Here is a 25,243-nt window from a genome sequence, read left to right as displayed (position 1 = left end):
CCTGCACTCTAGGCGAGACTGTTTTGTTCTGGTATTGCTGGTAAAGACCAAGCAGTATCAAAAAATGCAAAAAAATGTCATATCTTGATAACATCAGAACCTTTGTCCGGGTCTACGAATTGGGCAGTATGTCCGCTGCGGGCCGTGACTTGCGGGTTTCACCGGCGGTAACGTCGGCGCGAATATCACAACTGGAAGAGCACCTTGGCGTACGTCTTTTTCAACGTACTACGCGCAGCCTCACGCCGACTGAGCAAGGAAAATCGTTCTATCGCGGGGCGGCAGACATTCTCGAAGCGGTCGATCGCGCAGAAGCACAAATTGTCAACATTACTGAGAACCTTAAAGGTTCGCTCTACGTCGCGGCGCCATTGGGTGTTGGCCGGCGATTGATTGCGCCTCAGGTGCCAAAGTTTCTCGCTGAATACCCTGAGGTGAGTGTCAGGCTTCGATTGACTGATCGAAAGGTGGATCTGACGACCGAAGGCCTGGACCTGGCCTTTTTTCTAGGTCAGCCAGAGGACAGCAATTTGCGCATCCGAAAGATTGCAGATGTGGAAAGAGTTCTTTGTGCATCCCCGAAATACATCAAAAAACGTGGGATGCCTGAAAGTGGCGAGGAAATTATCGCCGAATCGCATGAGTGCCTAAACCTTCGCTTTCCTGGAGCGACCGAATTTCAATGGCTGCTTAGAACAGATACTGGGCCAAAACGGTTCCGCGTCTCGGGGCGCTATGAGTCAGACGATGGCGACGTGCTGACAGACTGGGCGCTGGCCGGTCATGGCATTGCAATGAAGCCGATATTCGAGATTGCTCAGCACCTTAAGGCTGGAAACTTGGTTCCGGTGGCGCGAAAGACACCACCGGAACCGATACAAATGGCGTGTCTGTTTACGCACCGCCGAATGCAGGATCCCAAAACGCGACTTTTCATGGAATTTGTAATAGAACGCATTGGCTCTTCGATTGCAGCAGCAAACACGTCCTGGTAGGGGCCTCAGCTGCCGCGATAGGTTGAAAATCCAAACGGCGACAGAAGCAGTGGCACATGGTAATGCGAGTGCTCGGACATCCCGAAGCGGATCGGGATCACGTCCAGAAATCGTGGTTCTTCGTGTGGTGTGCCCGAGGCATCAAGATATTCTCCGGCATAGAATACCAGCTCGTATTCGCCAGTTGAAAACTCGGCTGCGGGCAGAATCTGCTCATCGGTGCGCCCGTCTGTATTGGTGACCAGGGATTTCAGTATTGTGCGGTTTGTACCTTCAATCCGAAACAGATCTATTTTCAAGCCTTCGGCGGGGCATCCCCGCGCCGTATCCAGTACATGTGTCGTAAGATAGCCGGTCATTAGAAGCATTCCTCAAGTTTTAAATCTAGTATTCCGATAACCGTGCAAGTGGCAAAGGGTGTCTGTCCTAAGGCAGCTTCGCGAATTTTTTGAAAAACATCGTTGATTGTCTGGGGTATTGATCAATTCAAGAAGAAGGAATTTGATGTGAAGCCTTATCCACGAGATATGACCGGCTACGGTGGACAAGTACCCAAAGCCAACTGGCCAAATGATGCCAAGATCGCGGTTCAGATCGTACTGAACTATGAAGAAGGCGGTGAAAACAACGTACTGCATGGAGATTCCGCCTCTGAGGCATTTCTGTCCGAGATCACCGGTGCGGCGCCTTGGCCCGGGCAGAGGCACTGGAATATGGAGTCCATATACGAATATGGCAGCCGCGCCGGCTTTTGGCGGGTGCATCAGCTTTTGCAGGATTTACCTGTCACCGTTTATGGCGTTGCCACCGCGCTGGCGCGTGCTCCGGCCCAAGTCTCTGCCATGCAACATGCAAGTTGGGAGATTGCCAGCCATGGTCTGAAGTGGGTTGAACACAAGGATATGGAGCCGGCGGAAGAACGGGCTCAGATACGTGAAGCGATCCGCCTGCACACTGAAGTCACGGGCCAAGCACCGCGGGGCTGGTATACAGGCCGCTGTTCCATGAACACTGTCGACTTGGCCGCTGAGGAAGGCAATTTCGCCTATATCGCCGACAGCTATGCCGACGATTTGCCGTATTGGACCAAGGCTGGGGGTAAGGATCAGCTCATCATGCCATACACAATGGATTGCAATGACATGCGGTTTGCGATCCAGGCTGGGTACACCAATGGGCAGCAGTTCGAAAGCTATCTGAAGGACAGCTTTGACATGCTTTACGCCGAGGGTGAGGTCGGCGCGCCGAAAATGCTCTCGATTGGACTGCATTGCCGGCTGATTGGTCGACCAGGTCGCGCCATGGCGCTGAAACGAGCGCTGGACTACTTCAAGAAACACGACGGTGTCTGGTTTGCGACGCGCGAACAGATAGCCGACCACTGGGCAAAGGAACACCCACCGATGCAGCGATTGTCCCCGTCCGAAATGGACCAACCCACCTTCGTTGCCGAATTTGGCGGCGTGTTTGAACACAGCCCGTGGATTGCCGAGGGTGCGTATGATCTTGAGCTGGGACCAACCCATGACAATGCTGCAGGTGTTCACAACGTGTTGGCACGAATATTCCGAACAGCCTCTGAGGAGCAACGGCTTGGTGTTCTGACTGCCCACCCGGATTTGGCGGGTAAGCTAGCCGCAGCCGGGCGTCTGACCAAGGAAAGTACTGCGGAACAGGCCGGTGCGGGTCTGGACATGCTGACCGATGAAGAGCGCGCGACGTTCATGGCGCTGAACGAGGCCTACACGACCAAGTTCGGCTTTCCCTTTATCATTGCCGTCAAGGACAACACAAAAGCCAGCATTCTGGATGCTTTTCACCGTCGTATCGACAGCGACCGCGACACCGAGTTCACCGAAGCCTGCCGCCAAGTCGAGCGGATTGCGGAACTGCGCCTGATTGAAAAGTTTTCGGGATGACTGCTGCTCTGAAACTCAGGCCTCTGACTTCCGAGGCGTTTGCGCCGTTTGGTGATGTCATCGAAGTGGCCGGCGATGTGGACAAGTACATAAATCAGGGCAAGTGCGCGCGGTATCACGACCGCGCCGCGCTGGATTTCCATGATGGACGAGCCGGGATTAGCGTGTTTCAGTCCGAAGCCTTTAGCCTGCCGATCAAATTGGAAATGGTTGAACGCCACCCGGATGGGAGCCAGGCCTTTCTACCTTTTTCGGACAAGCCCTTTGTCGTGGTTGTGGCCCCGGATGTAGACGGCACGCCGGGACAGCCTATCGCATTCAAAACAGCGCCTGGGCAGGGCGTGAACTATCACCGCAACACATGGCATGGTGTGCTGACCCCACTTCATGCGCCCGGACTTTTTGCGGTGGTCGACCGAATTGGGGCCGGGCCCAACCTCGAAGAACATTGGTTCGAGGAGGCTTTTACTATCACGGAATGAGGTGCGTCGCCGGAAGAGGAGCCGGCTTGCGAACCTCAAGGGAGGACAGACCAAATGTCAGATGCAACCATCGGAACGCCGGAACAGCTCCGCGATCCGAACTATACTCCGCCACTCATAAAAGCGGTGCCATTGGGAATTCAGCATGTGCTGGCGATGTTCGTGTCAAACGTCACGCCAGCCATTATTGTTTGTGGCGCAGCCGGATTTGGGTTCGGATCGAATAGCCCCGATTTTCCGCAGATGATCTACATGATTCAGATGTCGATGTTCTTTGCCGGCGTCGCGACATTGTTTCAGTCCATTGGTGTCGGCCCAGTGGGCGCCCGGCTGCCGATCGTTCAAGGGACTTCCTTTGCTTTCATCCCAATCATGATCCCGCTTGTCGTAGGAAAGGGTGTCGACGCCATTGCCGTCCTGATGGGCGGCGTAGTCGTCGGTGGTTTATTCCACGCCTTCCTTGGGTTGTTCATCGGCCGCATTCGCTTTGCTCTTCCGCCACTGGTCACAGGTCTAGTTGTGACCATGATCGGGTTGGCGTTAGTTAAGGTCGGCGTTCAGTATGCCGCCGGTGGTGTGCCTGCTATCGGGACCGAGGAATATGGCTCTGGCTTGAACTGGTTCATGGCCGGAATCGTAATTGTTGTCACGCTTGGTTTGAAGTTCTTTGCGCGGGGCATGTTGTCGGTGTCGGCAGTTCTGATCGGACTGCTGGTCGGCTACGCGGTGGCCTTTGTTCTGGGGCAGGTCAATTTGGGCAATGTTGGTCGTGCAGCCTCATTCGCGCTGCCGAATCCGTTGCATTTCGGGATTGAGTTCTCAGTTGCGGCCATCGTTGGCTTTTGTGCGATGTCTTTTGTTTCGGCGGTTGAAACCGTCGGGGACGTTTCCGGTATCACCAAGGGCGGTGCGGGGCGCGAAGCGACCGACAAGGAAATTCAGGGTGCAACCTACGCCGATGGTATTGGTACCGCGATCTCTGGTTTCTTTGGAGCATTGCCGAACACATCGTTCAGTCAAAACGTTGGCTTGATCGCCATGACTGGGGTCATGAGCAGAATGGTGGTGACCATCGGCGCGCTTTTCCTGATTGTATGCGGCCTTGTTCCGAAAATTGGTGCGATTATCTCGTCGATCCCGATCGAGGTCCTTGGTGGCGGTGTCATCGTGATGTTCGGTATGGTGGTCGCGGCGGGCGTCTCGATGCTGTCGGACGTGAACTGGAACCGCCGCAACATGGTGATTTTTGCAATTTCCCTCAGCCTTGGTTTGGGTTTGCAGCTTGAGCCGGGGGCGCTGCAGTATCTTCCGGGGACCCTAAAGGTTCTTGCCACATCAGGCATTCTTCCCGCTGCAGTTATCGCTATTGTGTTGAATCTGGTTCTTCCCGAGGAACTTTCAGACGAAGCGACGGAAGAGGTTTCCGGCGGTATGGCGGGTCACGGTCTGGGCTCCATTGGACATGACGATCATGTCTGATGGCTCTGGCATGAAGCGCTGAAGCCCAATGCAAGACGAAACGCGGCACGCTTTGGCGCGCCGCGTTTTTTTGTTCTTCTCGTTTACAAGACCCAGACGATATCCTTAACGGTAGTGCGTCGAGACAAGTTGCACCGGATTGTGATTAGAAATCGACCTCGATTGCGATCCCTTTCTGGACGGCAAGGTCAACGACGGACGATGCCACCGCAAGATCCTGAAGACCGACACCCGTGCCATCAAACAGGGTGATCTGATCATTCGATGTCCGACCCAGATTTGTGCCGTTGATAACCGCGCCAATCTGGGCCACGTCGCTTTCTTGGATCAGGCCTTGCGCGACGGCATGCTGTGCTTCACCGATGGTAACGGATTGCGCAACTTCGTCGGTAAATACCGTCGCCTTGACCAGCAGGGCCGCTTCAACTTCCTGTTTGCCCTTCGTGTCAGTACCCATACAGGCGATATGTGTGCCAGGGCTGACATGATCCACCATCAGCGACGGTGCAAATGCGGATGTAATCGAGATAATCACATCTGCCTCGGCCATGCCGTCAAGCTCGACCGCCTCAAAGGGAAGACCGGCTTCATTGGCGACCTTTTCGATATTCGGCAGCATCTCGGGGTGGTAGTTCCAGCCGATCACCTTCTCGAAAACGCGCTGCTCCAACGCTGCACGAAGCTGAAAAGCCGCTTGGTGGCCAGCGCCGACCATCCCGATCACCTTTGCGTCTTCACGCGCGAGGTGTTTGATCGATACGGACGATGCCGCCGCTGTGCGTAGGGCAGTCAGAAGGTTGCCCCCAACCATAGCTGAGGGTTTGCCTGTGTCGGGGTCGAAAAGGAACACGGTGGACTGGTGGTTAATAAGTCCGCGTTTTTCCAGATTGTTCGGCCAGTAACCGCCCGCTTTCAGGCCCAGTGTCAGGCCCGCGCGGTCAAATCCACCCTTAAAGCCATAGAGTGCCTCTTCATGCCCAATCGCTTCTCGCACGACGGGGAAGTTGTAGGCGTCGCCCGACGCCATGGCAGCAAAGACCTTTTCGACGGCGTCAAAGGCCGCTTGGCGGGTCATCAGGTCAGCGATCTCGCGCTCGGGTACGATCAGCATATTTTTCTCCACTCATAATTCGTGCACCCGCGTGCTTTTCCCGAAGGGAGGGAAGGCACACGGGCGGCTATCAGGCTACATTCGAGCCGGATTTTCCTGCCTTTAAATTGCTCGGCTCAATAAGCGCGACCGCGCGCGGATACTGGCCAGACGGCTTCGACCTTACCGTTGCGAACGCCGACGTACCAATCGTGCACATTTGCGGTCGGGTCGCAGTGCCCCGGCACCAGCTTCAGTTTGTCGTTTACCTTGAGCACCCCTTGCGGGTCCATGACGACGCCATGTTCGTCCGAGCACTTGATGTACTCGACATCGTCACGGCCGAAGACAACCGGCAGTCCGCTGTCAACGGATTGCGCCTTGAGACCCGCGTCGACGATTGCTTTGTCCGCCTTGGCGTGGCTCATGACGCTGGTCAGGATGAAGAAGGCGTTTTCCCATTCGCCCTGGTCGATTCGGTTGCCGTCCTTGTCCAGGATACGGCCATAGTCGGCATCCATGAACGCGTAGGACCCGCACTGCAGTTCGTTGTACACGCCCGAGTTGGATTCGAAGTAGTAGGAGCCAGTACCACCGCCCGAGACCAGCTCGCATTCGATGCCTTCTGCTTTCAAGCCCTCAACGGCGTCTTTCACCATCGCGATGGCTGTATCGAGCTTTTCCTTGCGCGCCTCGTAGGTGTCGAGGTGCTGCATAGCACCCTGATAGGCCTGAATGCCGGTGAACTTCAGGTTTTCGGCAGCTTCAACCGCTTTGGCGATCTCGATAACTTCGGGTGTCGTGGTCACACCACAACGGCCGGCGCCACAGTCGATTTCGATGAAAACCTCAAGTTGCGTTCCGTGATCAACAGCAGCACCCGAAAGATCCGCAACGTTGTCCAGATCATCAACGCAAACAATGATACGGCTGCCCAGCTTCGGCAAGCTGGCTAGGCGGTCGATTTTGGCAGGATCGCGTACCTGGTTCGACACCAGAACATCCTTGATGCCGCCGCGCACAAAGACCTCGGCCTCGGATACTTTCTGACAGCAGACACCGACGGCACCGCCGATTTTCTCCTGCAACTTGGCGACATCTACCGACTTGTGCATTTTGCCATGCACACGGTGACGCATGCCGTGATCTTTGGCGTAATCACCCATTTTCTTGATGTTCCGCTCAAGCGCGTCGAGATCCAGAACCAGGCTGGGGGTTTGGATATCTGCTTCATCCATTCCGGGCTTGGCCGGAATGTCATAGCCTACTTCGAACTGGTCGAGATTGGTCATATCTTTCATTTCCGTTTTCCTATGTCGAGATTGATGTCGGCTGAATTGCTGTCACACATTCAGCCAGGGCAGCTTGTCCAGATCGACATTGCCTCCGGTGATGATCAGGCCAACCCGCTTGCCCTTGAAGGCATCCGGGTTCTTTAGAATTGTGGCGAGCGGAACGGCTGAGGATGGCTCCATCACGATCCGCAGGTGTTTCCACGTCAACTTCATTGCATCGATGATCTCTTGCTCTGAGGCCGTGTAGATCTCGGATACGTGGTTCGAAACGAAGTGCCACGTGAGGTCTTTCAGTGGGACCAGCAGACCATCGGCAATCGTCTTTGGTGCATCATCTGCGATAATGTGGCCAGCCTTGAAGCTGCGATAGGCATCGTCAGCCTGTTCTGGTTCAGCCGCGATGATCGCTGTTTCGGGGGCAAGGTTTGACAAGGTCAGGCAAGTGCCCGACACCATGCCGCCGCCGCCGATGGGTGCTACAACCGCATCCAATCCATCTGTCTGTTCAATGAATTCACGCGAACATGTACCCTGTCCGGCGATTACACGCGGATCGTTGTAGGGATGGACAAAGTCACTTCCCGTTGCCGCCTGGACCTCGGCAAAAGTCGCTTCGCGCGACGAGGTTGAGGGCTCACATTCGGTGATCTTGCCGCCATAGCGACGAACCGTATCTTTCTTTGCCTGTGGCGCTGTACGTGGCATCACGACGTTGCAGGGAATACCTCGCTTCATCGCTGCATAGGACAGGCATGAGGCGTGGTTGCCCGAAGAATGCGTCGCAACGCCTTTCTTTGCTTGCTCTTCATCAAGGCCGAACACCGCGTTTGTGGCGCCGCGCACTTTGAACGCACCTGGTTCCTGAAAGTTCTCACATTTGAAGAACAGTTGCGCCCCGGTCAGCTCGTTCAGATAGTCTGAAGTCCGGACCGGGGTACGGCGGATAAAAGGTTCAATCCGATCATGCGCCGCAAGCATGTCCTCATAGGTTGGGATGTACATAGTGTAATCCTTCATCACGCGGCGTCCTTTTGAACGGCAGCTGAATGACCGCGATAGTATTCTTGCGCAGCGGCTACACCGGAGCCGAGTTGTATATTCAGACCCAGATCGACCATGCACATCTCGGCGGTGGCAATCCCGGACAGAGCCATGACGTCCGTCAGACTTCCAAGATGTCCAATCCGGAATACCTTGCCAGCGACTTCGCCGAGTCCCACACCGAAAGCAACGCCGTACTTTTCTGCTGCGTGCGTAACGATATCGGTTGCATTGAAACCGCTCGGGGTGCGGATCGCGCTTACAGTGTCAGAATACACCGTCGGGTCGGCTGCGCAAAGCTCCAGCCCCCAGGCACCAACGGCGGCGCGTACCCCTTCGGCAATCCGATGATGTCGGGCAAAGACGTTTTCTAAGCCTTCGTTCAACAGCATATCACAGGCCTGATTGAGGCCGTTCATCAAGCCAACTGCAGGAGTGTAAGGATAGGCGTTATTGGCATAGCCCTTCGCCATGTCATGCACATCAAAGAAGGTGCGGGGCAGGGTGCCCGTCTTGGTCGCCTCCATTGCCTTTTGGCTAAAGCCGACGATGGCAAGACCCGCGGGTAGCATGAAACCCTTTTGTGAGCCCGTGACAGCAACGTCGACGCCCCATTCGTCAAAACGGAAATCCATGGATGCGATAGACGATACGCCGTCAACAAACAGCAAGGCGGGATGCTGGGCCGCATTCAACGCCTTGCGCACAGCAGCGATATCCGACTTCACGCCAGTTGCCGTCTCATTATGCGTGGCAAGAACAACTTTGATTTCGTGGCTTGTGTCGGCGGTCAGAAACTCTTCGTAACGATCAGCTGGCAGACCTTCACCCCAAGGGGTTTCGACGACTTCGACATTCAGACCATGGCGCTGGCACATGTCGATCCAGCGATGGCTGAACATGCCATTGCGCGCCGCCAAAACCTTATCACCGGCGGACAGAGTGTTGGTCAGTGCGGTTTCCCAACCGCCGGTCCCGGTCGAAGGGAAGATGAAGACTTCGGCACTGTCGCTTTTCAGAATTTTCTGCACACCCGCGCGCGCAGGATGCAGAATTTGCCCGAACAGCGGCGAGCGGTGGTCGATCGTGGGCATATCGCAAGCCTTGCGCAGGCTTTCCGGGATATTTGTCGGCCCCGGGATGAAAACGGGATTTTGAAAGCTCATGGATGGTCTCCTTCCGTCGTTGCCCACACAATAAGCTCCAGCCGCTTAGTCGGATATATTTTTGAAATTGCCTTTCAAAAAGCGAAGATTGATATTTATTTTATATTTGTCAGTGGTTTCTATTTTTCATATGATGAATTCGTCTTTCACAAAGGATTGGAGGGTTTTTATGGATTCTCAAGAAAATACTCTCGGAGCCCGCCGAAAAGCCCGTGGAAGACCACGGGGATGGGACGACAAGACAGCGCAAAATACGATCAAGTCGCTCGACCGTGCGATGGAAGTTTTTGAGTATTTGAGCGAGGCGCAAGGCAAAGCGTTGACCGCGCTGTCTGACGAAATGGGTCAGTCACCGGCCACTGTTTATCGTATTCTCGTGACGTTGGAAGGCAGAGGACTCGTGGAATTCGATCATGTCGAGCAGGTTTGGCACATCGGGCCCCGTGCCTTCGTTATTGGTTCACGATTCTTGCGCCGCACCAGCCTTGTGGACCGGGCCAGACCAGTCATGCGAAAACTCATGGAAGCCACCGGCGAGACCGCCAATCTGGGGGTAGAGAAAGAAGGCGCGGTGTTGTTTCTGAGCCAAGTGGAAACACACGCCAGTATCCGTGCGTTCTTTCCACCTGGCACGTTGTCCCCAATGCACGCATCGGGGATCGGGAAAGCATTGCTGGCCTTTATGGATGAAGACAGGTTGGACCGATTGTTGTCCAACACCGAGCTTCAGGCATTCACGGATCGGTCGATTACCAATCCGGGAGCGTTGAAAGAGGACCTGGCAGCCGTCAGGGCGCAGGGCTTCTCTGTGGACAATGAAGAAAAAAATGCGGGTATGCGATGTATTGCGGCGCCGGTCTTCGATATCAACCGAGAGGCAGTGGCAGGGATTTCGGTGTCCGGGCCGACAAGCCGGGTCAGCGAGGCCGAGATTGAAAGGCTAAGCCGCCCCGTCATTGAGGCGGCACATCAGTTAACACTTGCCATCGGTGGAACAGTTACTCCGCTGCAGGCCTGAGGCGCTGGTGCTGCGGGTAGGCGGCAGGTCCCGGTCGCAGCGCCATATGCCGGTTAACGTCCTTGTATAGCAGGTAGCGAAACTTACCCGGGCCACCTGCATAGCAAGCCTGGGGGCAGAACGCCCGTAGCCACATATAGTCACCGGCTTCCACTTCGACCCAGTCGTTATTCAGTCGGTAGACTGCCTTTCCTTCCAGAACATAGAGACCGTGCTCCATGACATGGGTTTCAAGGAAGGGGATGACCGCGCCGGGTTCAAAGGTCACCACGGTTACATGCATGTCGTGGCGCAGATCGCTTGGGTCGACAAATCGCGTTGTAGCCCACTTTCCATCTGTCCCGGGCATGGGTGTTGGCGCGATCTCATTTTCGTTGAGGACAAGGATGTCGGGTCTATCAAGGCCTTCTACGGCTTCATAAGCCTTTCGAATCCAATGGAAACGCAGAACTTCATTCCCTTGGTTTCGCAGGGTCCAGTCACTTTCCGGGGGCAGATAGGCATAGCCTCCGGGTGTCAGATCATAGGTTGTGCCTTCGGCGACTAAGGTCGCGGTGCCTTCGACCACGAACAATACGCATTCGGCTTCGGGGTCCGTCTCGGGTCGGTCAGAGCCACCGCCGGGTTGCACTTCCATGATGTATTGTGAAAATGTCTCGGCAAAACCGCTCAGCGGACGTGAGATTACCCACAGGCGCGTGTCGTCCCAGAACGGGAGAAAACTGGTCACAATGTCCCGCATTGTGCCTTTTGGGATCACAGCATAAGCGTCAGTAAATACAGCGCGGTCCGTCAACAGTTGGTCTTGCCCGGGATGTCCACCGTGTGGCGCAAAGTACTTGGTGCTCATGCATGCTCCTGAGGAATAGCTGTGTCCGTTTACATATGCTCCGTTTGATGATCTCGAACCAGCCATAAGGAGACGACAGCTCTATCAATTGATTTTTGATAATCGTGCGAATTTTCAGGTGATAGTGACGGACCGCTTCTGTTGCGGGAGTTCCAGCCGCGGTGGCTCCGCTCTTGTCGGTTACGATCTTACCCGGGATCCCGTGTGAGGAATGCGCCTTAGCGAAGAACCTGCCTGCTGCCGGACGGTAGGGGGCGCCGATCACTATTCTTCTGACAAGAGTATCACGATTTGTCCGGGTGAAAGTCAAATAGGACGCTATGCCTTAGTAGCTATGGCAAGTGGATTGATGACCTTTTTTCCGACCTGAAAATTATTAGGCTCAGGACCTATCGATTTCCAAACGACGGCATGGTTCTCGGCTCGAAAACGAGCTGAACGTGTCTGATCTGGTCTTGTCAGAAGAACTTTGCTGTAGCAGGGCGGGGGTGTTGCGTAGCTTGTGCCCATGACAGACCTGCCTCTTTCAAGTACTTCAAAACCAGTCCCGAGATCATCCGCCTTGCGGTGATGCTTTACGTTCGGTTTCCGCTATCGCTTAGAAATGTAGAAGACCTGCTGCATGAGCGTGGCATCGAAGTCAGCCACGAGACAGTGTGGTATTGGTGGAACCGTTTCGGCCGGATGTTCGCATCGGAAATCCGGAGAAAACGGGACCAACAGCTGCGGGCATACTCAGGATCGAAATGCCACGTGGATGAAGTCTTCGTAAAGGTGAACGGCAAGCGGCATTATCTGTGGCGCGCAGAAGATCGTGAAGGTGAGGTGCTTGAAACCGTGGTCACCAAACGTCGAAACAAGCCGGCGGCATTGTAATTCCTCAGGAAATTAGTGAAGCGGCACGGCACCGCGAACGAGTTGGTCACGGACCGCTTCGCGTCCTATCGGGCGGCACTCAGAGAACTGGGTGTGACGGAAAAGCAGAAGACAGGCAGGTGGCTCAATAACCGCGCCGAGAGTTCGCATCTTCCGTTTCGGCGACGAGATCGCGCAATTCAGAGTTTCAGGTGCATGCGAAGTTTGCAGAAGTTCGCCGCCGTCCATTCTTCTGTCTACAACCACTTCACCCAAGAAAGATCGCTAGCCAACCGAGACATCTTCAAGCTGACACGCACCGCCGCTCTCGCCGAGTGACGCGAACTTAGTGCGGCATAAAGGCAGCTCTACTGGCCTAGCTGAGACTGGTTCGAATTTTTCTGACAGCACCTCCGGAGGGATAAGCTGCCGTTCACATTCTCCAGGCCTAGCTGCGTTGCGGCCCGTCAAAGCAGACATTCGCCGAGATGCTGCTGCTAGTTTGCTGCGAGGCGACCTTGCACACTCTAATTCGCATTCCTCGCTTGAATTGTCTTCAGCCTTCCAATTCTACAGCCAGCTCAGTTGTTCGGCTGAGGTAGTCGTCGCTGAAATCGGTCAATATCTCTATCCATACAGGCAAGTGGTCAGACATTTCGTTGGTCGTCCAACCACTGAATTTCTCGTCCCAATCATCAGCCGGTGCGGCGCGGCTGTTGGCGAGCGCCATCTCTGTAGCAATTGGTTTGTAAATCTCCGCTTGATCGTTCCTGAAAACCGAACCGCGCCAATCAAATGTTTTTGCTCTGACGAACTGAGTCATATCTTCTGGGCCAGTAAGCGCAATGTGATCGAAAACCTTGGTAAGCGGCAAATTTGTGGGCCCTACATCAGGAACGACGAAACCTCTGTCCGTCAAAGCCCTATGTTCCGGATCTTCGGTCCTATCGATATTGAGGTCACCCAGTAGAATTTGAACGCCATCCTCTCTCTTGGCACGCTCGACAAGCGTCTTTGCCACGCTTTCTATTTCGTCGAGGCGGGAAGGCTGCCCCTCTTTGTCCTTCTGAACGATGTGGACCGAATACAGAGTGAATTTGAACCACCCAGCTTGGAATGCAGCAAAGAATGGGCTTCGCGCGAACTGCCTTCCGCTAATTTCATCACTGTCAGGCAATACGAGCTCGCCAATTAAGGACCGAAAGAAAACTCTATCGGTGTTATAAACAAACGCGACCCTTTCATGGTTTCCGCGGCCGCCGCTTGCACTGTCGTTAACAAAGAATTCCCAGTTTGGACCAAGAAGCCGGGTGAGCCTCCTTACGGCCTCAACTGATTTGGCCTCCTGGATGGTGCAGATGTCAAAGTTGCTTATGATTTCCGCAATATAGTAAAAACTCTCTTCTAGTCTCGGCGAACCGCCATCGAAGTGTTTGATGTTCCAAGTGCCAATAACCAGACCTCTAGGATTGCGATCTTTTCCAATTTCTACAAATAGTTGTTCACGAAGCTTCAAGAGATGCGAAGAAATCCATCCCGCCTGCCCAGGCGCGCTCTTGCCCGCTGGGAACCCATCACGGCCAATGTCGCGAAGTTTGGAATACATAACCATCTGAACACCTTTGAGAATGTGCGAATCTATCCAGAGCCAGTCTAGCATGGCTCTTGTCAGAAGAACTTGGGTTGAGGCGGGTAGGGTGCTCTCGTAGCCTTCGCTAATGATTAAACAGTCGCCATTCAAGTACTTCAAGATTAGTCCAGAGGTCATTCGTTTGGCTGCAATGCTGTATGTTCGTTTCCCATTGTCGCTTCGAGACGTGGAAGACCTATTGCGCGAACGGGGAATTGAGGTGAGCCACGAAACCGTCCGATATTGGTGGCAAAGGTTCAGTCCGGTGTTTGCTGCTGAGATTAGACGAAAGCGAGATCAGCAGTTGCGCGCGTTCTCCAAATGGAAATGGCACGTGGACGAGGTTTTTGTGAAGGTGAATGGCAAGTGGCATTATCTTTGGAGGGCTGTTGATCGCGAAGGCGAGGTGCTGGAAGCCGTTGTCACAAAACGTCGAAACAAGCAGACCGCATTGAAATTACTAAGGAAATTGATGAAGCGGCACGGCAAAACGGAAGAAGTAGTCACCGGTCGCTTCGCTTCTTACAAGGCGGCACTCAGAGATTTGGGTGCACTCGAAAAACAAAGGACGGGCAGGTGGCTCAATAACCGCGTCGAGAATTCGCATCTTCCGTTTCGACGACGCGAACGCGCCATGCAACGTTTCAGACGGAAGCGAAGCTTGCAGAAGTTCGCCGCCGTCCACTCCTCTGTCTACAATCACTTCAACCAGGAAAGATAGCTATCAAACCGAGACACATTCAAGCTGACGCGCACCGCCGCTCTTGCAGATTGGCGTCAGTTTTGTTCCGGATAGGTTCACAGTTTGCGCATCAGACTGAGGCTGGTTCGAATTCGTCTGACAGCACCATCTGGCAAACCGCTTTTGGATGAATTGTTTCGTGATGACCGTCGGCGGCTCGAACGCATTAAACCTGACAAGGACAAGGAAACCCGGTTCCAGTCAGCCTGCAGTCCGGTCGAAGAGGGCAAGGTGTATTTGCCAACCGAAGCTCCCTGGCTGACAGCGTTCAAACGCGAGTTGCAGTCCTTTCCGCGCGGGCGCAACGACGATCAGGTCGACAGCTTCTCTCAGTTCCCGAACTGGACCAAAGGTCTGGGATTTTACCGGGCGCTTGGTCGTGATCACTAGATCAACATCCAACCTCGGGAGTGCAATCGCGAAAGGGTCACCCACGCCGGAAACCGTCGTCCCGATGGACCAAAGGCCATTCATGCACTAACAATCAAACTGGACCACTTCTGTGGGGCCGATCATGGGCTAAGCTAATGAGGAGATGCTTGCTGGTAGGGCAAATGTAGTGGTTCTGCTATTACCGCAAGTAAAACTAATTTATGTCCGATCTCGAGTCTTGGTTAAAGAAATATGGTTTATCCAAATATGCTGCCGCCTTTGCTGAACATGAAATCGAGCTTGGTGACCTGTCTGAATTAACTGACGAAGACCTTTTAACGATTGGGCTGCCTCTGGGGCCGAGGAGGAGGTTTCTGAAGGCCGTTCGCGATAGCACGGAAAATGGTCTGCAACCGCCCAGAAAAACCGCCAGCCCCGAGATCGTGGCCGAGCGGCGACAGCTTACGGTCATGTTTATCGATCTTGTCGGATCAACTGAAATTGCGCAACGCGTTGATCCGGAAGATCTGGCCGATGTGCTTCGACTCTTTAAGGAGACCTGTGCTGCGGCTGTCGCAGCTTTTGATGGCCATATTGCCAGCTACTATGGTGACGGGATTATGGTCTTTTTTGGTTTTCCGCACGCCCACGAAGATGATCCGGAGCGTGCTATTCGCGCAGGTCTACGTATCATTAATGAGATGCCGGATGTTCGCACCCACGCGAAACTTAATGTCCGTATTGGGGTAGCAACCGGATTGGTTGTGGTCGGTGATCTGCGAGGCGAGAAAATGTTTGAGGACGGAACGGCGATGGGCGAGACGCCCAATCTGGCCGCACGTCTTCAAGCAATGGCGGAATCGGGGACGATGATCATTGCCCCAACCACTCATCAGTTAGCCGGTGAAGCTTTTGAGTACATTCTGCGCGGCGCGTTCAAGCTCAAGGGTTTTGCTAAAGAAGTCGAAGCGTGGCAAGTGACCGGAGAGCGCGAAACAGTCAGCCGGTTCATGGCGATCGACGATGTTTTGCTCAAGCCGTTGGTCGGTCGCGTTGCGGAAATGGAAGCGCTGAACGAGAAGTGGGCGCTAGCTGGTGATCGTCAGGGGCAGGTTGTGTTGGTGTCAGGCGAGCCAGGAATTGGCAAATCGCGTCTGGTCGAGGAATTTCGACAGAACATTTCCGAATTGCCCCACACGCAAGCGCGATATCAGTGTTCTCCATATCATTTTGCGACCGCACTGTATCCTGTCATTCGCCAACTTGAGGGCGCTGCTGATCTTTGTGCTGATGAGCCCAACCACGTTAAGCTTGAAAAAATTCGCGGCGTATTGAGCGATCAATCGGACGAAGCTTTGAAGCTGGCAGCATCGCTTCTTTCCCTGCCGTTTGAAGATCGTTTGGGGCCATTGAAGCTGACACCTCAGCAGATCATGAATCAGTCTTTGGATTTGTTACTGAGCAATCTTTCGTCAGCGGCTGCGGGTTATCCGGTACTTTTCCTGTTTGAAGATGCTCATTGGATAGATCCAACGACCAAATTGCTGATGGATCGGATCGTGGACCGAATTCGTGAACTTCCGGTGCTGGTCGTTATGACATTCAGACCCGAGTTCGACCCAAGTTGGATACTTCAATCGAACCTGACAAAAATCGACTTGAAGCAACTAAATTTTCAACAGGTCAAGAGCATTGTCGACGAAGTTGCCAAAGGCGAGATGGTCGCTGACGAGATGTATGACGTGGTCGCGGCAAGATCTAACGGCGTGCCTCTATACGTCGAGGAGGTAACCAAAGATCTCCTTGAAGCGGGGGACCTGACTAAGGGTAGAGACACGTACACTATGGGTGGCGCTTCTCCGGCGAACTCGGTGCCCAGCACTTTACATGATGCATTAATGGCGCGCCTTGACCGCTTGAGTTCTGCCAAAGAGATCGCACAGATCGGAGCTGTCATTGGACCTCAGTTTACGTATCAGTTGATCTCTAAAGTGGCCGACATTAGCGATAATGCGCTGCGTGCGGGTCTGGAGCTTCTGGTAGAGGCAGGGATAGTTACAGTTTCTCGCGAAGAGGATTTTAAAACCTTCAGCTACTGTCATGCCCTTATTCGTGACACCGCCTACAACAGTCTCTTAAAGCGGGAACGTCGAGTTCTACACTCTAGTGTCGCGCAACACTTGAATGACACGTCGGCTCAAACTGGTGATGCAAGTCCGGAAATTCTGGCTCATCATTACACTATGGCGGGAATGAGTAAGGAAGCCGTGGATTACCGTTACCTTGCAGGCCAACGAGCAGTTCAGCGGTCCGCCAACACGGAGGCAAGCACACAACTGTCCTTGGCACTTGAGCAGCTTGGCGAACTGGATCAAGGTATTGAGCGGGACCGCAGGGAAATTGAGATTCAGGTTCTCAGGGCCGGTGTATTACGATCGACCGAAGGAATAGCCGCCGATGAAACCGGTACTGTTTACGCAAGAATACGCGACTTGTGTGAGCGCGTTGAAGAAACAGAGCATCTGTTCCCAGTTCTGAATGGTTTGTATTCCTTCCATTTGGTGCGTGCCGAGTATGATTTGGCTAGGAACGTCGCGGCGCAATTGTTGGACTTAGCGGCTTCGACTCATGAGACGCAGCATCAGATGGTGGCGCATCGCGCAATGGGTGCTGTATTGTTCCACATCGGTGACCTAGAGCCAGCATACGAGCAATTAAACAGAGCACTGGAACTCTACAGCCGGAAACGAGATGGACACCTCGCTTACATCTATGGATCAGACCATGCGGCGATCACCTCGTGCTTTTTAAGCTTGGCAATGTGGATGCGCGGAGACCCTGACAAAGCGCTTGAGGTTCAAAAACTCGCGGTGGTGGGTGCAAAGAATCTAGAACATGCTCACAGCATCGCACAGTCACTGACCTATCTGTGCATGCTTTACCTGCTGCGTCGTGAGCCAGAAAAAGTCTTAGAGGTGGTAGAGCAACTTGAGGAGGTTTCAGACAGGCATTCATTCACGTTCATGTCTGTGACTGCGACCTTGTGGCGAAGTTGGGTAAGTGCCTATGTTTCACCCAAACAAGAAACGATCGACGCACTAAACCAAGCGTCGAAAGCGTGGTGGGACAGTGGTGCGGGAAACTACAAGCCGTTCTTTCTGACTTTAGTTGCGGAACTCACCTTGAAAATGGGTGATCGGGAAGGAGCCTTAAACTTGTTAGCTCAGGCCCGAGATCAACAGCGTAAAACAAATGAGGGATGGGCTCAGTCTGAGACGGATCGAGTCTACGCGCTCGCACGTTGCGAGAATGAGTTGGCGGACAAAGAATTTCTTAAGGCGTTAAACACTGCGAGAAAGCAAAAAGCAAAGATGTTCGAACTCAGAACATCGGTAGATTATGCAAAGCAGTGTAAACTATTTGGACAGGCGAATAGTGCGATCTTTGATCTTCGTACTGCTTTGTCTGAGATTGCGGCAGGTGAGCATACGTCCGATGTGAGGGATGCTTTAAAGCTAATTACTAACAGATCTGCCAACTGAACTCCTGATTTTTAAGGGTTTTCATGTGGCGCTACTGATTGCGGGGTCTTGTCTGAAGAACATTGCTTGAGCGGGGCAGGGCGGTTGCGAAGCTTTTGCCCATGACCAGACCTGTCTCTTTGAAATACTTCAAAACCAGTCCCGAGATCATCCGCCTTGCGGTGATGCTTTTCGTTCGGTTCCCGCTATCGCTTCGAAACGTGGAAGATCTGTTGCATGAGCGCGGCATTGAAGTGAGCCACGAGACAGTGCGGTATTGGTGGAACCGTTTCGGTCCGATGTTCGCGGCGGAGATCCGGAGAAAACGGGTCCAGCAGCTGCGGGCATACTCAAAATCGAAATGGCATGTCGACGAAGTCTTCGTAAAGGTAGACGGTCGGCGGCACTACCTGTTGCGCGCCGTTGATCACGAACGCGAGGTGCTTGAAACCGTGGTCACCAAGCGTCGAAACAAGCCGGCGGCATTGAAATTACTCAGGAAATTTATGAAGCGGCACGGTACAGTGAACGAGTTGGTCACGGATCGCTTCGCATCCTATCGGGCGGTACTCAGAGAACTCGGTGTGACGGAAAAGCAGAAGACGGGCAGGTGGCTCATTAACCGGGTTGAGAACTCACACCTCCCGTTTCGACGACGCGAACGCGCCATGCAACGTTTCAGGCGGATGCGAAGTCTGCAGAAGTTCGCCGCCGTTCATTCTTCTGTCTACAACCACTTCAACCAGGAAAGATCGCTAGCCAGCCGCGACACCTTCAAGCTGACATGCACCGTTGCTCTCGCCGAGAGGTGCAAGCTTGGTGCGGCATAAAGAGCAGCGATATCAACATAGCTGAGACTGGTTCGAATTCGTCTGACAGCACCCTTTTTTAGTGAATGGGCGCATGGAGAGCTTTTTTAGACGGCTTTTGGGATGCTTGGTTTTCGGTTTCGCACCGCTCTGCAAAGTCTTTTTCTTTACTGATCTTTTCATTGCGCTCTCTTGCCCGGATGGTGAAACAAGAACGACGACAGGATGCTATTCCTCTGACAGAACCCGTGCAGAATGGCGCAAGCTTGGTACTGCATGAAGGGCAGCTATACTGACTTAACTGGGACTGGTTCGAACCGGTCGCACAATTTCCACCAAATTGCTTTTTGATCCTTGTCAAGATTTGAACGGGCAAGAAGTGGTACAGTCAATGGCAATTCAGGGGGAGGATTCATGGAAGAGTTGATTGAAATCGGTAGATCCTTCGTTCAGGCCATGCGTGAGCGCAGGGGCCTTGGAAGTGTTGATGAGATGTATGCCGAAAACGCGCAGTCGATAGAGGCTGTTGTGCCTCCGGTTCGACAATTCCGCGTTACAAAGGGTCGAGAAGCCATCAAGGGAAAAAGAGAGGATTGGTTGGCGTCGCATGAAATCCAAGAACTAGAAGTGGATGGGCCCTACGTCCACCCACCCAACCGCTTTGGAGTACGCTTCAGAGCTGAAGTGATTCAGAAGGCTACGGGTGAGCGTATGACCCTGCGCGAGATCGCAGAGTATTCGGTGGCGGACGGCAAGATTGTGCTGGAAGAGTTCTTCATGCTGCCGAAGTAAGAAGATCGACCAACAACATTGTCTCTTCTTTGGTTTAATCCGTGCGCACGGCTCTCGGGCAAATTGAAATTCCGGACGGAGGTCGGGAATGCAATACAGAACAGTGGCATATTACGTAGGAATTGATACTGACGACGCGTCGATTTTGGAATGCGCTGAAACTTCCCGTAACCAGAACAGTCACTTGAATTGCGTGTTGATCGCGGGCTTACCCAACCTGCCTTACCTAAAGTATGGATCAAACAGGTTTGTTGAGGCGGGTCTTCCTTCAAACTGGCTGGATGTTCTTAACAGAAAAAATGCCGCCTTGAAGTCCCGCGCCACAGAAGTTGAAGCGCTCCTGGTCGGGCAGGGCGTATCTGCAAATGTAATTGCCTTTATGGGATCTGGAACAGAGTTAAAGCATCTTGTGGCTAGTCAAGCCAATAGCTCTGATATCGCCTTTCTAGACGCTGAGTTGCGAAAAGACCCCGATTTGTTTCATGAGATCGCCTACGGAGTATTGTTCCATTCGCCGGTAGCCCTGATGATAAACGGAGATCCGTTTGCCCAACGCGACTGCATATTTTTGGCATGGAATGATAGCCTGCCTGCGTCTAGGGTTGCGCATTTAGCTTTACCCATTCTTCTGGCGGCCAACGAAGTTGTGATTGGGTGTTTTGATTTGTCGTCGCCTGATGACGTAGAAGGTCAAGTGCCCGGAACTGACCTAGCTGGATGGCTTAGCCATCACGGTTGCACCGTGACCGTGTCGCAGTTCCCGTGCGGCGGGAATTCAATTGAACACTGCATTCAGGAACGCGCACGAGAACTGGGGGCCGACCTCGTTGTTATGGGCGCTTACGGGCATTCCCATTTGCGTCAGTCGGTATTGGGGGGAACGACGCAAGCAATGTTGGAGCAGACAAGTTTGCCAGTGCTATTCGGACACTGATGAAGAAAACAGGCGATTGTGATTTGCTGGGATAGGTGGCTCTATGCGTTCATCGGGTAATACGGGAACAGCCAGTTGTTATTGGGTACTTGCTTGAGGTTAAGGTTGATTTGCCCGACCGGATCCGCCAAGAAAACCTATCACAATTGACGTCAGTTCATCCCAGTCAGTAAATTCCCGTACCCCATCTTGTGGATCGATTTTTCGACCAAGCAAGACAACGTGCTTAAGGATCTCCCTCTCAAAATACCCGTAGTTTTCCGGCTTCACTGCGCCTGCGACCAACGCCGTTGCATCTGGTTCAAAACCTGTTCGCATTAGCATTTCGTTGAGATAGTCGCGCGCTTCTTCTCGACCTGACGCGAAAGCAGCTTTTAGACCGACGGAAAGCACGAGAGACTTTCGTTTCATTAGGGCATCTCTATTTGAAGCGACAAAAGCCTCGAATGACTCGGGGTGTCTACGCTCGTGGACAGGGGCCAGAAGAACAATCTTGACCACATCGTCAAGCGATACGTGGCTGGACATTTCATCGGTATTGATCAGCTTTGTGTTGAAACCGGCATTCTTTGCGACATTGTTGATGAAGCGCGCAATCTTTGCTGTCTGGCCTTCGACTGTAGCGAAGGCGATGAGTACGGTCATTCCGATCCTCCCATAAATCGGTCTGAATAGATTGCTGATTATGAATAAGAGGCGTGCTTTGCCCTTGATCTCCATCAAAGGCGTTACTTGGGAGAGTTGTGAAACTCCTTTTCTGTCCATGCAGATCATGTCTTTTGAGGAAGTTCGCGACGACATACATCTCCAAGCAAATCAGCCATTTTCGGCTGATAGTTTTGAAGTTAGCCAAGGCTTAATAGTCTGCCTGGCTACCGTAAGGAAAAGGCCAAGACAGCGATGAAGACTATGAAACTGAAGCACCAAACTGCGAACTTCACCTTTTTGCGTGTGGGCAGGTTTCTGAGCAGTCTAATCATAGTCAAACCTTTCAGACAAAATACGGTGGGTCTCGGTGCCCCGTGCGATCAGATGATCCTCGACGGCGTCCATCATGGCAGGGGGGCCGCAGAGAACAAAAAGCCAGCTTTCAAATTGTTCAGCAGACAAATTGCGATCCAACAGGGGACCGTCGATCAAGCCTGTCTCTCCGGACCAATCCCTTCGCGGTTCGGATAGAACAAATACTGTTTCTTCTTTGGACAACTCCTGGCGAAAAACAATCTGCTCCTCCACCCGGTTGCCATAGATAAGCTTGAGATCGCGCTGTGTTCGACTCAGTCGAACTTGACGCATAATGCTCAACATGGGCGCGATCCCGACACCACCTGCGATTAAAACAATTCCTGTCTCAGGGCGGTGGCTGATCGACAGATTCCCATGTGGGGCATCCAGATAGACCCGGGTTTGCAGGGCGATCTGTCCGAGACCACATGTGAAATCCCCAAGTTCCTTTATCAGGAATGAAACTTCGGGGCCTTCGGCTGGTGCCGAACTAATCGAGAATGGGTTCTCGTGCAGCGAGAAAGCTCTGTGGCCGACGTTTAGCCAGGCAAACTGCCCTGCTTCGAAGTTTAGTCCGCTGTGATCATGGGGCTCGAGGCGTAACTCCCATTGCCTCGGTGTTAGTCGAGACACAGAAATGACGCGCCACGGCCTTTTCCTCTGACGCAAAGGCCGAACGAGATAGACATACAGCAAAGTTCCGACTGCAATACTGGTCAGGGCAAGCCAGAGATACGTCAATAGCGGATGCCCACCGTAGCGCCCAGCATAGACAGTGTGGTGCAACAGGAGGCAGGCAATCACCAAGGCTCCCAGCCCGTGAAAGAGGCGCCATGTCTCGTACTTGTAATCAAGGGACTTACGGGCAATTGCGGAGGCGACCAGAATGAACAGTAAAAAATAAGCGCCGATGCCCGATACCAGCGCTGAAAAGTCGGTCGAAATCGTAATTTGATTTGTTTCATCCCACGGTCGGCGTCCGCCAGAAGGCGTACCCTGATACAGAAGCGGGTGTATCAGCGCAAAGCCGAGTGCTGTACGCGCCATCAACTGATGCACCCGTATGGTCACATCCATACCCAAGCCGGAAGAGATGAACCTGAACCGCCCAGACAGCAGAAACTCGACTAAGATTATTGAAAACGCAAGCATTCCAAGCCCAGACGCGAGTTCTTGATGAAATGATCGCGGTGGCCATCCCAGAGACCAAGAAAAACCCAAGGGAGCCAAGATCAGCAAAACGTAAATCAGCGCCAGATAAGGCCATTTCATACGTTTCTGCTCCACTGTGCTAAAGGTAGGCAACTCGGGCTTATTCAGAATAGACGCTAAGCTGACCTAGGGTTCCGATCAAGACTACTTAGATCGGTGCTAACCAGAAAGGAACGCGCGGTCCCGCCAGCGTCGCATTTTCTGCGTTCGCTACACGTTGTTTTCCCACAGAATCGGCTGTAACCTGCCTCTTCCTGCCCATACTTGACGATCCAGTGGCAAGAAATTCTAAAATCTTTTGCCGTCAAAGCTATTTAGCTAGCACAGCGAAGTTTTCGACCAGCTTCCTTATGCCTTTTATCTTTGCTTCTCCTCAGCTTTCTGCTTCAAACTCACCTTCAATTGCGGCCCAGGTCCGAGGTAAAATGGGAACCTTATCGTTCTCCGCCATATCGCAGAGCCGAGCTACTGTGTTGATTGATGTTCCTGAGGCAGTGCAGTCGAAGCGACCTTCGGAGCCGACGATACCGACCGTTGCATAGCCGTAAGAGATCCCGATGCCGAATCCGAGCTGATGGCCCAATTTCTTCCAATCGGCGAAAAGTTCACGCATCTTCTTTCGCATTTCCACGGTCAAATGCACTGCGTCGCCGGCAGGATCATCAACAGTAATCGGATCATTATGTCTGACGTCAGCACAGATGGTCGACAGCCTGCGCAGAATGCTGGCGGGTGAGACGGTCACACAAGAGAACTCGGGCATGACCGCGCGGGAATGGCGCGAGTTCGAGGTCGTTATCCGCGAAGGCTGATCGCGCATATCGTTTGTCTATACAGGGCGTCATGAAGTTGTTACATTCATTTCATGACGCTTTCTACTGCAATCCGAACCGCGTGCCTGTGCCTCGCACTGCCACCCGCAGCGCAGGCCAAATCTCCGATCGCCGAGGTGATTTGCGAGCCGACCGCCCGGATGCACGAAAAGCTGGAACGTCAGTTCGGCTCGGAACGTGCGGCGACCGGCATTCGCGGACCTGAGCAACTGATGGAGGTCTGGACCAGCAAATCCGGTGACTGGACGATGGTGGTCACCTATGCGACCGGGACGTCCTGCATCGTGGCGATGGGCGAAAACTGGTACACTCATGCCAAGGTCGACCCGGCGCGAGGGTAAGGTTTTCTAACCTTTGAAGGATGGTCAACGGCCGGTAATTGGCCGTTGGCCTGTTTTGATAGCCCGCAGACCGCGGTTTTTTATAGTGGCTTCAAATCAGCTGCCATTTGGCGGCCGTCGCGTCCGTCTTGCAGCTCGTACGAGACTTTCTGATTGTCAGCGAGCCCGGTCAGACCGGACCGTTCAACGGCCGAGATATGAACAAATACGTCCTTGCCGCCTTCATCGGGGGCAATAAACCCGTAGCCTTTCGTGGTATTAAACCACTTCACGGTGCCAGTTGGCATTTCCCGTGTCTCCTTCTACTTTCACGTTGTCCCACAAAATTGGTGGGGGTAGTGGTTGACGCCGCCGCAACACATCACTGTATCGCCCACACGATACAGCCCGGATTGCGTGTTTCGTCTTTTTCAACATTGCACGGTGAAGTAAAAAATCAAGAATTACCGAAGCGATCCGGCAAAATTGCCGAAAATTGAACCAGATACAGGAGACCCCCGCAGATGCGCCTTTTTGGCCTGAAGACCTGTGACACCTGCCGTAAGGCGCTGAAATCACTGCCAGATGCAGAATTTGTCGACGTTCGGGCCGACGGCGTGCCGGATTCCGTGCTTGCGCGGGCTTTTGATACCTTCGGCGGGGCTTTGCTCAACACCCGCTCGACAACCTGGCGGGGTTTGGATGATGCGGAACGCGCGCGGCCTCCGTTGGAGCTGCTTGCGGACAATCCGACTCTGATGAAGCGCCCCCTGATCGAGCAAGACGGCACGCTGTATCTGGGCTGGACTGCGGAAACGAAACAGGGGCTTGGCGTTGCGTGACCGGGTAACTATGTGAATTGACGCAAGTTAGAGGGTTTTGA

23 protein-coding genes and 3 pseudogenes are annotated in these 25,243 nt (G+C 53.4%); 15 read left to right on the top strand and 11 right to left on the bottom strand.

The annotated features are described in order from the left end of the window. Nucleotides 1-74 precede the first annotated feature (74 nt). Nucleotides 75-995: a LysR family transcriptional regulator gene (locus GOW98_RS01765; RefSeq protein ID WP_170329336.1), complete on the top strand. Its 921-nt coding sequence runs from the start codon at nt 75-77 to the stop codon at nt 993-995. A 5-nt stretch (nt 996-1,000) separates the two neighbouring features. Here GOW98_RS01765 and uraH read toward each other — a convergent pair whose 3' ends face one another. Next, complete coding sequence (uraH, locus tag GOW98_RS01760; protein WP_170329335.1) at nt 1,001-1,354, bottom strand: hydroxyisourate hydrolase; 354 nt, start codon at nt 1,352-1,354, stop codon at nt 1,001-1,003. A 147-nt stretch (nt 1,355-1,501) separates the two neighbouring features. On the opposite strand from uraH, the gene puuE reads away from it, so the two are divergent. The 3 genes from puuE to GOW98_RS01745 are packed head-to-tail and all read left to right on the top strand — an operon-like array spanning nt 1,502 to nt 4,875. Further along, nucleotides 1,502-2,914 carry an allantoinase PuuE gene (gene puuE, locus GOW98_RS01755; RefSeq protein ID WP_170329334.1) on the top strand — a complete coding sequence of 471 codons (1,413 nt, stop codon included), beginning with the start codon at nt 1,502-1,504 and terminating at the stop codon, nt 2,912-2,914. Further along, nucleotides 2,911-3,396 (top strand): ureidoglycolate lyase, encoded by a 486-nt coding sequence (locus tag GOW98_RS01750; protein WP_170329333.1) that lies wholly within the window; start codon nt 2,911-2,913, stop codon nt 3,394-3,396. The genes puuE and GOW98_RS01750 overlap by 4 nt, the downstream gene beginning before the upstream one ends. A 54-nt stretch (nt 3,397-3,450) precedes the next feature. Beyond that, nucleotides 3,451-4,875, top strand: coding sequence for a uracil-xanthine permease family protein (locus GOW98_RS01745; RefSeq protein ID WP_170329332.1), 1,425 nt, complete (start codon nt 3,451-3,453; stop codon nt 4,873-4,875). A 145-nt stretch (nt 4,876-5,020) separates the two neighbouring features. Here the strand turns inward: GOW98_RS01745 and bhcD are convergent, their stop codons facing one another. From bhcD to bhcA, 4 genes are all read right to left on the bottom strand, one after another. After that, nucleotides 5,021-5,986 carry an iminosuccinate reductase BhcD gene (gene bhcD / locus GOW98_RS01740; RefSeq protein WP_170329331.1) on the bottom strand — a complete coding sequence of 322 codons (966 nt, stop codon included), beginning with the start codon at nt 5,984-5,986 and terminating at the stop codon, nt 5,021-5,023. 116 nt (nt 5,987-6,102) lie between these two features. Next, nucleotides 6,103-7,266, bottom strand: a complete 1,164-nt coding sequence (bhcC, locus tag GOW98_RS01735) for a 3-hydroxy-D-aspartate aldolase BhcC (protein WP_170329330.1) — start codon at nt 7,264-7,266, stop codon at nt 6,103-6,105. Between the two features lie 42 nt (nt 7,267-7,308). Next, complete coding sequence (gene bhcB, locus GOW98_RS01730; RefSeq protein ID WP_170329329.1) at nt 7,309-8,277, bottom strand: beta-hydroxyaspartate dehydratase BhcB; 969 nt, start codon at nt 8,275-8,277, stop codon at nt 7,309-7,311. Further along, entirely contained in the window at nt 8,277-9,467 is a 1,191-nt protein-coding gene (gene bhcA, locus GOW98_RS01725; RefSeq protein ID WP_170329328.1) for an L-aspartate--glyoxylate aminotransferase BhcA, read from the bottom strand. The genes bhcB and bhcA overlap by 1 nt, the downstream gene beginning before the upstream one ends. 169 nt (nt 9,468-9,636) lie before the next feature. Here bhcA and bhcR point away from each other — a divergent pair, with 169 nt between their 5' ends. Continuing rightward, on the top strand, nt 9,637-10,485 hold the full coding sequence (bhcR, locus tag GOW98_RS01720; protein ID WP_170329450.1) for an HTH-type transcriptional regulator BhcR: 849 nt from the start codon (nt 9,637-9,639) through the stop codon (nt 10,483-10,485). Here the strand turns inward: bhcR and GOW98_RS01715 are convergent. Continuing rightward, nucleotides 10,466-11,335: a bifunctional allantoicase/(S)-ureidoglycine aminohydrolase gene (locus GOW98_RS01715; protein WP_170329327.1), complete on the bottom strand. Its 870-nt coding sequence runs from the start codon at nt 11,333-11,335 to the stop codon at nt 10,466-10,468. The genes bhcR and GOW98_RS01715 overlap by 20 nt on opposite strands. Nucleotides 11,336-11,887: 552 nt before the next feature. Between GOW98_RS01715 and GOW98_RS01710 the strand changes: the two are divergent. After that, nucleotides 11,888-12,529: pseudogene (locus GOW98_RS01710) on the top strand (IS6 family transposase). Between the two features lie 217 nt (nt 12,530-12,746). On the opposite strand, the gene GOW98_RS01705 reads toward GOW98_RS01710, so the two are convergent. Then, complete coding sequence (locus GOW98_RS01705; RefSeq protein WP_170329326.1) at nt 12,747-13,850, bottom strand: endonuclease/exonuclease/phosphatase family protein; 1,104 nt, start codon at nt 13,848-13,850, stop codon at nt 12,747-12,749. 58 nt (nt 13,851-13,908) lie between these two features. Here GOW98_RS01705 and GOW98_RS01700 point away from each other — a divergent pair. From GOW98_RS01700 to GOW98_RS01675, 6 genes and pseudogenes are all read left to right on the top strand, one after another. Then, nucleotides 13,909-14,538, top strand: a pseudogene (locus GOW98_RS01700) (IS6 family transposase); the annotation flags it as partial. A gap of 87 nt (nt 14,539-14,625) precedes the next feature. Next, nucleotides 14,626-14,952 carry a phage terminase large subunit gene (gene terL, locus GOW98_RS01695; RefSeq protein ID WP_170329325.1) on the top strand — a complete coding sequence of 109 codons (327 nt, stop codon included), beginning with the start codon at nt 14,626-14,628 and terminating at the stop codon, nt 14,950-14,952. Between the two features lie 203 nt (nt 14,953-15,155). Further along, the gene (locus GOW98_RS01690) at nt 15,156-18,476 is read left to right on the top strand and encodes an adenylate/guanylate cyclase domain-containing protein (protein ID WP_170329324.1); all 3,321 of its coding nucleotides are present in this window, start codon (nt 15,156-15,158) and stop codon (nt 18,474-18,476) included. A gap of 101 nt (nt 18,477-18,577) precedes the next feature. Beyond that, nucleotides 18,578-19,285, top strand: a complete 708-nt coding sequence (locus GOW98_RS01685) for an IS6 family transposase (RefSeq protein WP_170329323.1) — start codon at nt 18,578-18,580, stop codon at nt 19,283-19,285. Between the two features lie 393 nt (nt 19,286-19,678). Beyond that, the gene (locus GOW98_RS01680; RefSeq protein ID WP_170329322.1) at nt 19,679-20,056 is read left to right on the top strand and encodes a nuclear transport factor 2 family protein; all 378 of its coding nucleotides are present in this window, start codon (nt 19,679-19,681) and stop codon (nt 20,054-20,056) included. Nucleotides 20,057-20,144: 88 nt separating this feature from the next. Continuing rightward, complete coding sequence (locus GOW98_RS01675; RefSeq protein WP_170329321.1) at nt 20,145-20,990, top strand: universal stress protein; 846 nt, start codon at nt 20,145-20,147, stop codon at nt 20,988-20,990. Nucleotides 20,991-21,089: 99 nt separating this feature from the next. On the opposite strand, the gene GOW98_RS01670 is transcribed toward GOW98_RS01675, so the two are convergent. From GOW98_RS01670 to GOW98_RS01660, 3 genes are all read right to left on the bottom strand, one after another. After that, a complete protein-coding gene (locus GOW98_RS01670) occupies nt 21,090-21,635 on the bottom strand; it encodes a flavodoxin domain-containing protein (protein ID WP_170329320.1) in 546 nt (181 codons plus the stop codon). Between the two features lie 327 nt (nt 21,636-21,962). Continuing rightward, nucleotides 21,963-23,267 carry a ferredoxin reductase family protein gene (locus GOW98_RS01665; RefSeq protein ID WP_170329319.1) on the bottom strand — a complete coding sequence of 435 codons (1,305 nt, stop codon included), beginning with the start codon at nt 23,265-23,267 and terminating at the stop codon, nt 21,963-21,965. Between the two features lie 313 nt (nt 23,268-23,580). Continuing rightward, nucleotides 23,581-23,820, bottom strand: coding sequence for a hypothetical protein (locus GOW98_RS01660; protein ID WP_254437870.1), 240 nt, complete (start codon nt 23,818-23,820; stop codon nt 23,581-23,583). Nucleotides 23,821-23,899: 79 nt separating this feature from the next. Here GOW98_RS01660 and GOW98_RS26445 point away from each other — a divergent pair. Further along, nucleotides 23,900-24,019 (top strand): annotated as a pseudogene (locus GOW98_RS26445) (FAD-dependent thymidylate synthase); the annotation flags it as partial. 53 nt (nt 24,020-24,072) lie between these two features. Continuing rightward, nucleotides 24,073-24,381: a hypothetical protein gene (locus tag GOW98_RS01655; protein ID WP_170329317.1), complete on the top strand. Its 309-nt coding sequence runs from the start codon at nt 24,073-24,075 to the stop codon at nt 24,379-24,381. Nucleotides 24,382-24,461: 80 nt separating this feature from the next. On the opposite strand, the gene GOW98_RS01650 is transcribed toward GOW98_RS01655, so the two are convergent. Then, nucleotides 24,462-24,668, bottom strand: coding sequence for a cold-shock protein (locus GOW98_RS01650; RefSeq protein ID WP_008758035.1), 207 nt, complete (start codon nt 24,666-24,668; stop codon nt 24,462-24,464). Nucleotides 24,669-24,884: 216 nt separating this feature from the next. On the opposite strand from GOW98_RS01650, the gene GOW98_RS01645 reads away from it, so the two are divergent. Further along, nucleotides 24,885-25,202 (top strand): ArsC/Spx/MgsR family protein, encoded by a 318-nt coding sequence (locus GOW98_RS01645; RefSeq protein ID WP_170329316.1) that lies wholly within the window; start codon nt 24,885-24,887, stop codon nt 25,200-25,202. Nucleotides 25,203-25,243: the final 41 nt, after the last annotated feature.

The organism is Ruegeria arenilitoris, from assembly GCF_013032445.1.
Lineage (GTDB): Bacteria > Pseudomonadota > Alphaproteobacteria > Rhodobacterales > Rhodobacteraceae > Ruegeria > Ruegeria arenilitoris_F.
This window is presented reverse-complemented; position numbering and strand designations above follow the sequence as displayed.

Bases quoted from the DNA above. Each gene is read 5' to 3' on its own strand.
- GOW98_RS01750 (WP_170329333.1), top strand. From the start codon at position 2,911: ATGACTGCTGCTCTGAAACTCAGGCCTCTGACTTCCGAGGCGTTTGCG.
- GOW98_RS01655 (WP_170329317.1), top strand. From the start codon at position 24,073: ATGACGCTTTCTACTGCAATCCGAACCGCGTGCCTGTGCCTCGCACTG.
- GOW98_RS01675 (WP_170329321.1), top strand. From the start codon at position 20,145: ATGCAATACAGAACAGTGGCATATTACGTAGGAATTGATACTGACGAC.
- bhcC (WP_170329330.1), bottom strand. From the start codon at position 7,266: ATGAAAGATATGACCAATCTCGACCAGTTCGAAGTAGGCTATGACATT.
- GOW98_RS01745 (WP_170329332.1), top strand. From the start codon at position 3,451: ATGTCAGATGCAACCATCGGAACGCCGGAACAGCTCCGCGATCCGAAC.
- GOW98_RS01665 (WP_170329319.1), bottom strand. From the start codon at position 23,267: ATGAAATGGCCTTATCTGGCGCTGATTTACGTTTTGCTGATCTTGGCT.
- GOW98_RS01685 (WP_170329323.1), top strand. From the start codon at position 18,578: ATGACCAGACCTGTCTCTTTGAAATACTTCAAAACCAGTCCCGAGATC.
- bhcA (WP_170329328.1), bottom strand. From the start codon at position 9,467: ATGAGCTTTCAAAATCCCGTTTTCATCCCGGGGCCGACAAATATCCCG.
- GOW98_RS01660 (WP_254437870.1), bottom strand. From the start codon at position 23,820: ATGCGTGAACTTTTCGCCGATTGGAAGAAATTGGGCCATCAGCTCGGA.
- bhcD (WP_170329331.1), bottom strand. From the start codon at position 5,986: ATGCTGATCGTACCCGAGCGCGAGATCGCTGACCTGATGACCCGCCAA.
- GOW98_RS01670 (WP_170329320.1), bottom strand. From the start codon at position 21,635: ATGACCGTACTCATCGCCTTCGCTACAGTCGAAGGCCAGACAGCAAAG.
- GOW98_RS01705 (WP_170329326.1), bottom strand. From the start codon at position 13,850: ATGCTAGACTGGCTCTGGATAGATTCGCACATTCTCAAAGGTGTTCAG.
- GOW98_RS01650 (WP_008758035.1), bottom strand. From the start codon at position 24,668: ATGCCAACTGGCACCGTGAAGTGGTTTAATACCACGAAAGGCTACGGG.
- bhcB (WP_170329329.1), bottom strand. From the start codon at position 8,277: ATGAAGGATTACACTATGTACATCCCAACCTATGAGGACATGCTTGCG.
- GOW98_RS01715 (WP_170329327.1), bottom strand. From the start codon at position 11,335: ATGAGCACCAAGTACTTTGCGCCACACGGTGGACATCCCGGGCAAGAC.
- GOW98_RS01690 (WP_170329324.1), top strand. From the start codon at position 15,156: ATGTCCGATCTCGAGTCTTGGTTAAAGAAATATGGTTTATCCAAATAT.
- bhcR (WP_170329450.1), top strand. From the start codon at position 9,637: ATGGATTCTCAAGAAAATACTCTCGGAGCCCGCCGAAAAGCCCGTGGA.
- GOW98_RS01680 (WP_170329322.1), top strand. From the start codon at position 19,679: ATGGAAGAGTTGATTGAAATCGGTAGATCCTTCGTTCAGGCCATGCGT.
- GOW98_RS01645 (WP_170329316.1), top strand. From the start codon at position 24,885: ATGCGCCTTTTTGGCCTGAAGACCTGTGACACCTGCCGTAAGGCGCTG.
- GOW98_RS01765 (WP_170329336.1), top strand. From the start codon at position 75: ATGTCATATCTTGATAACATCAGAACCTTTGTCCGGGTCTACGAATTG.
- uraH (WP_170329335.1), bottom strand. From the start codon at position 1,354: ATGACCGGCTATCTTACGACACATGTACTGGATACGGCGCGGGGATGC.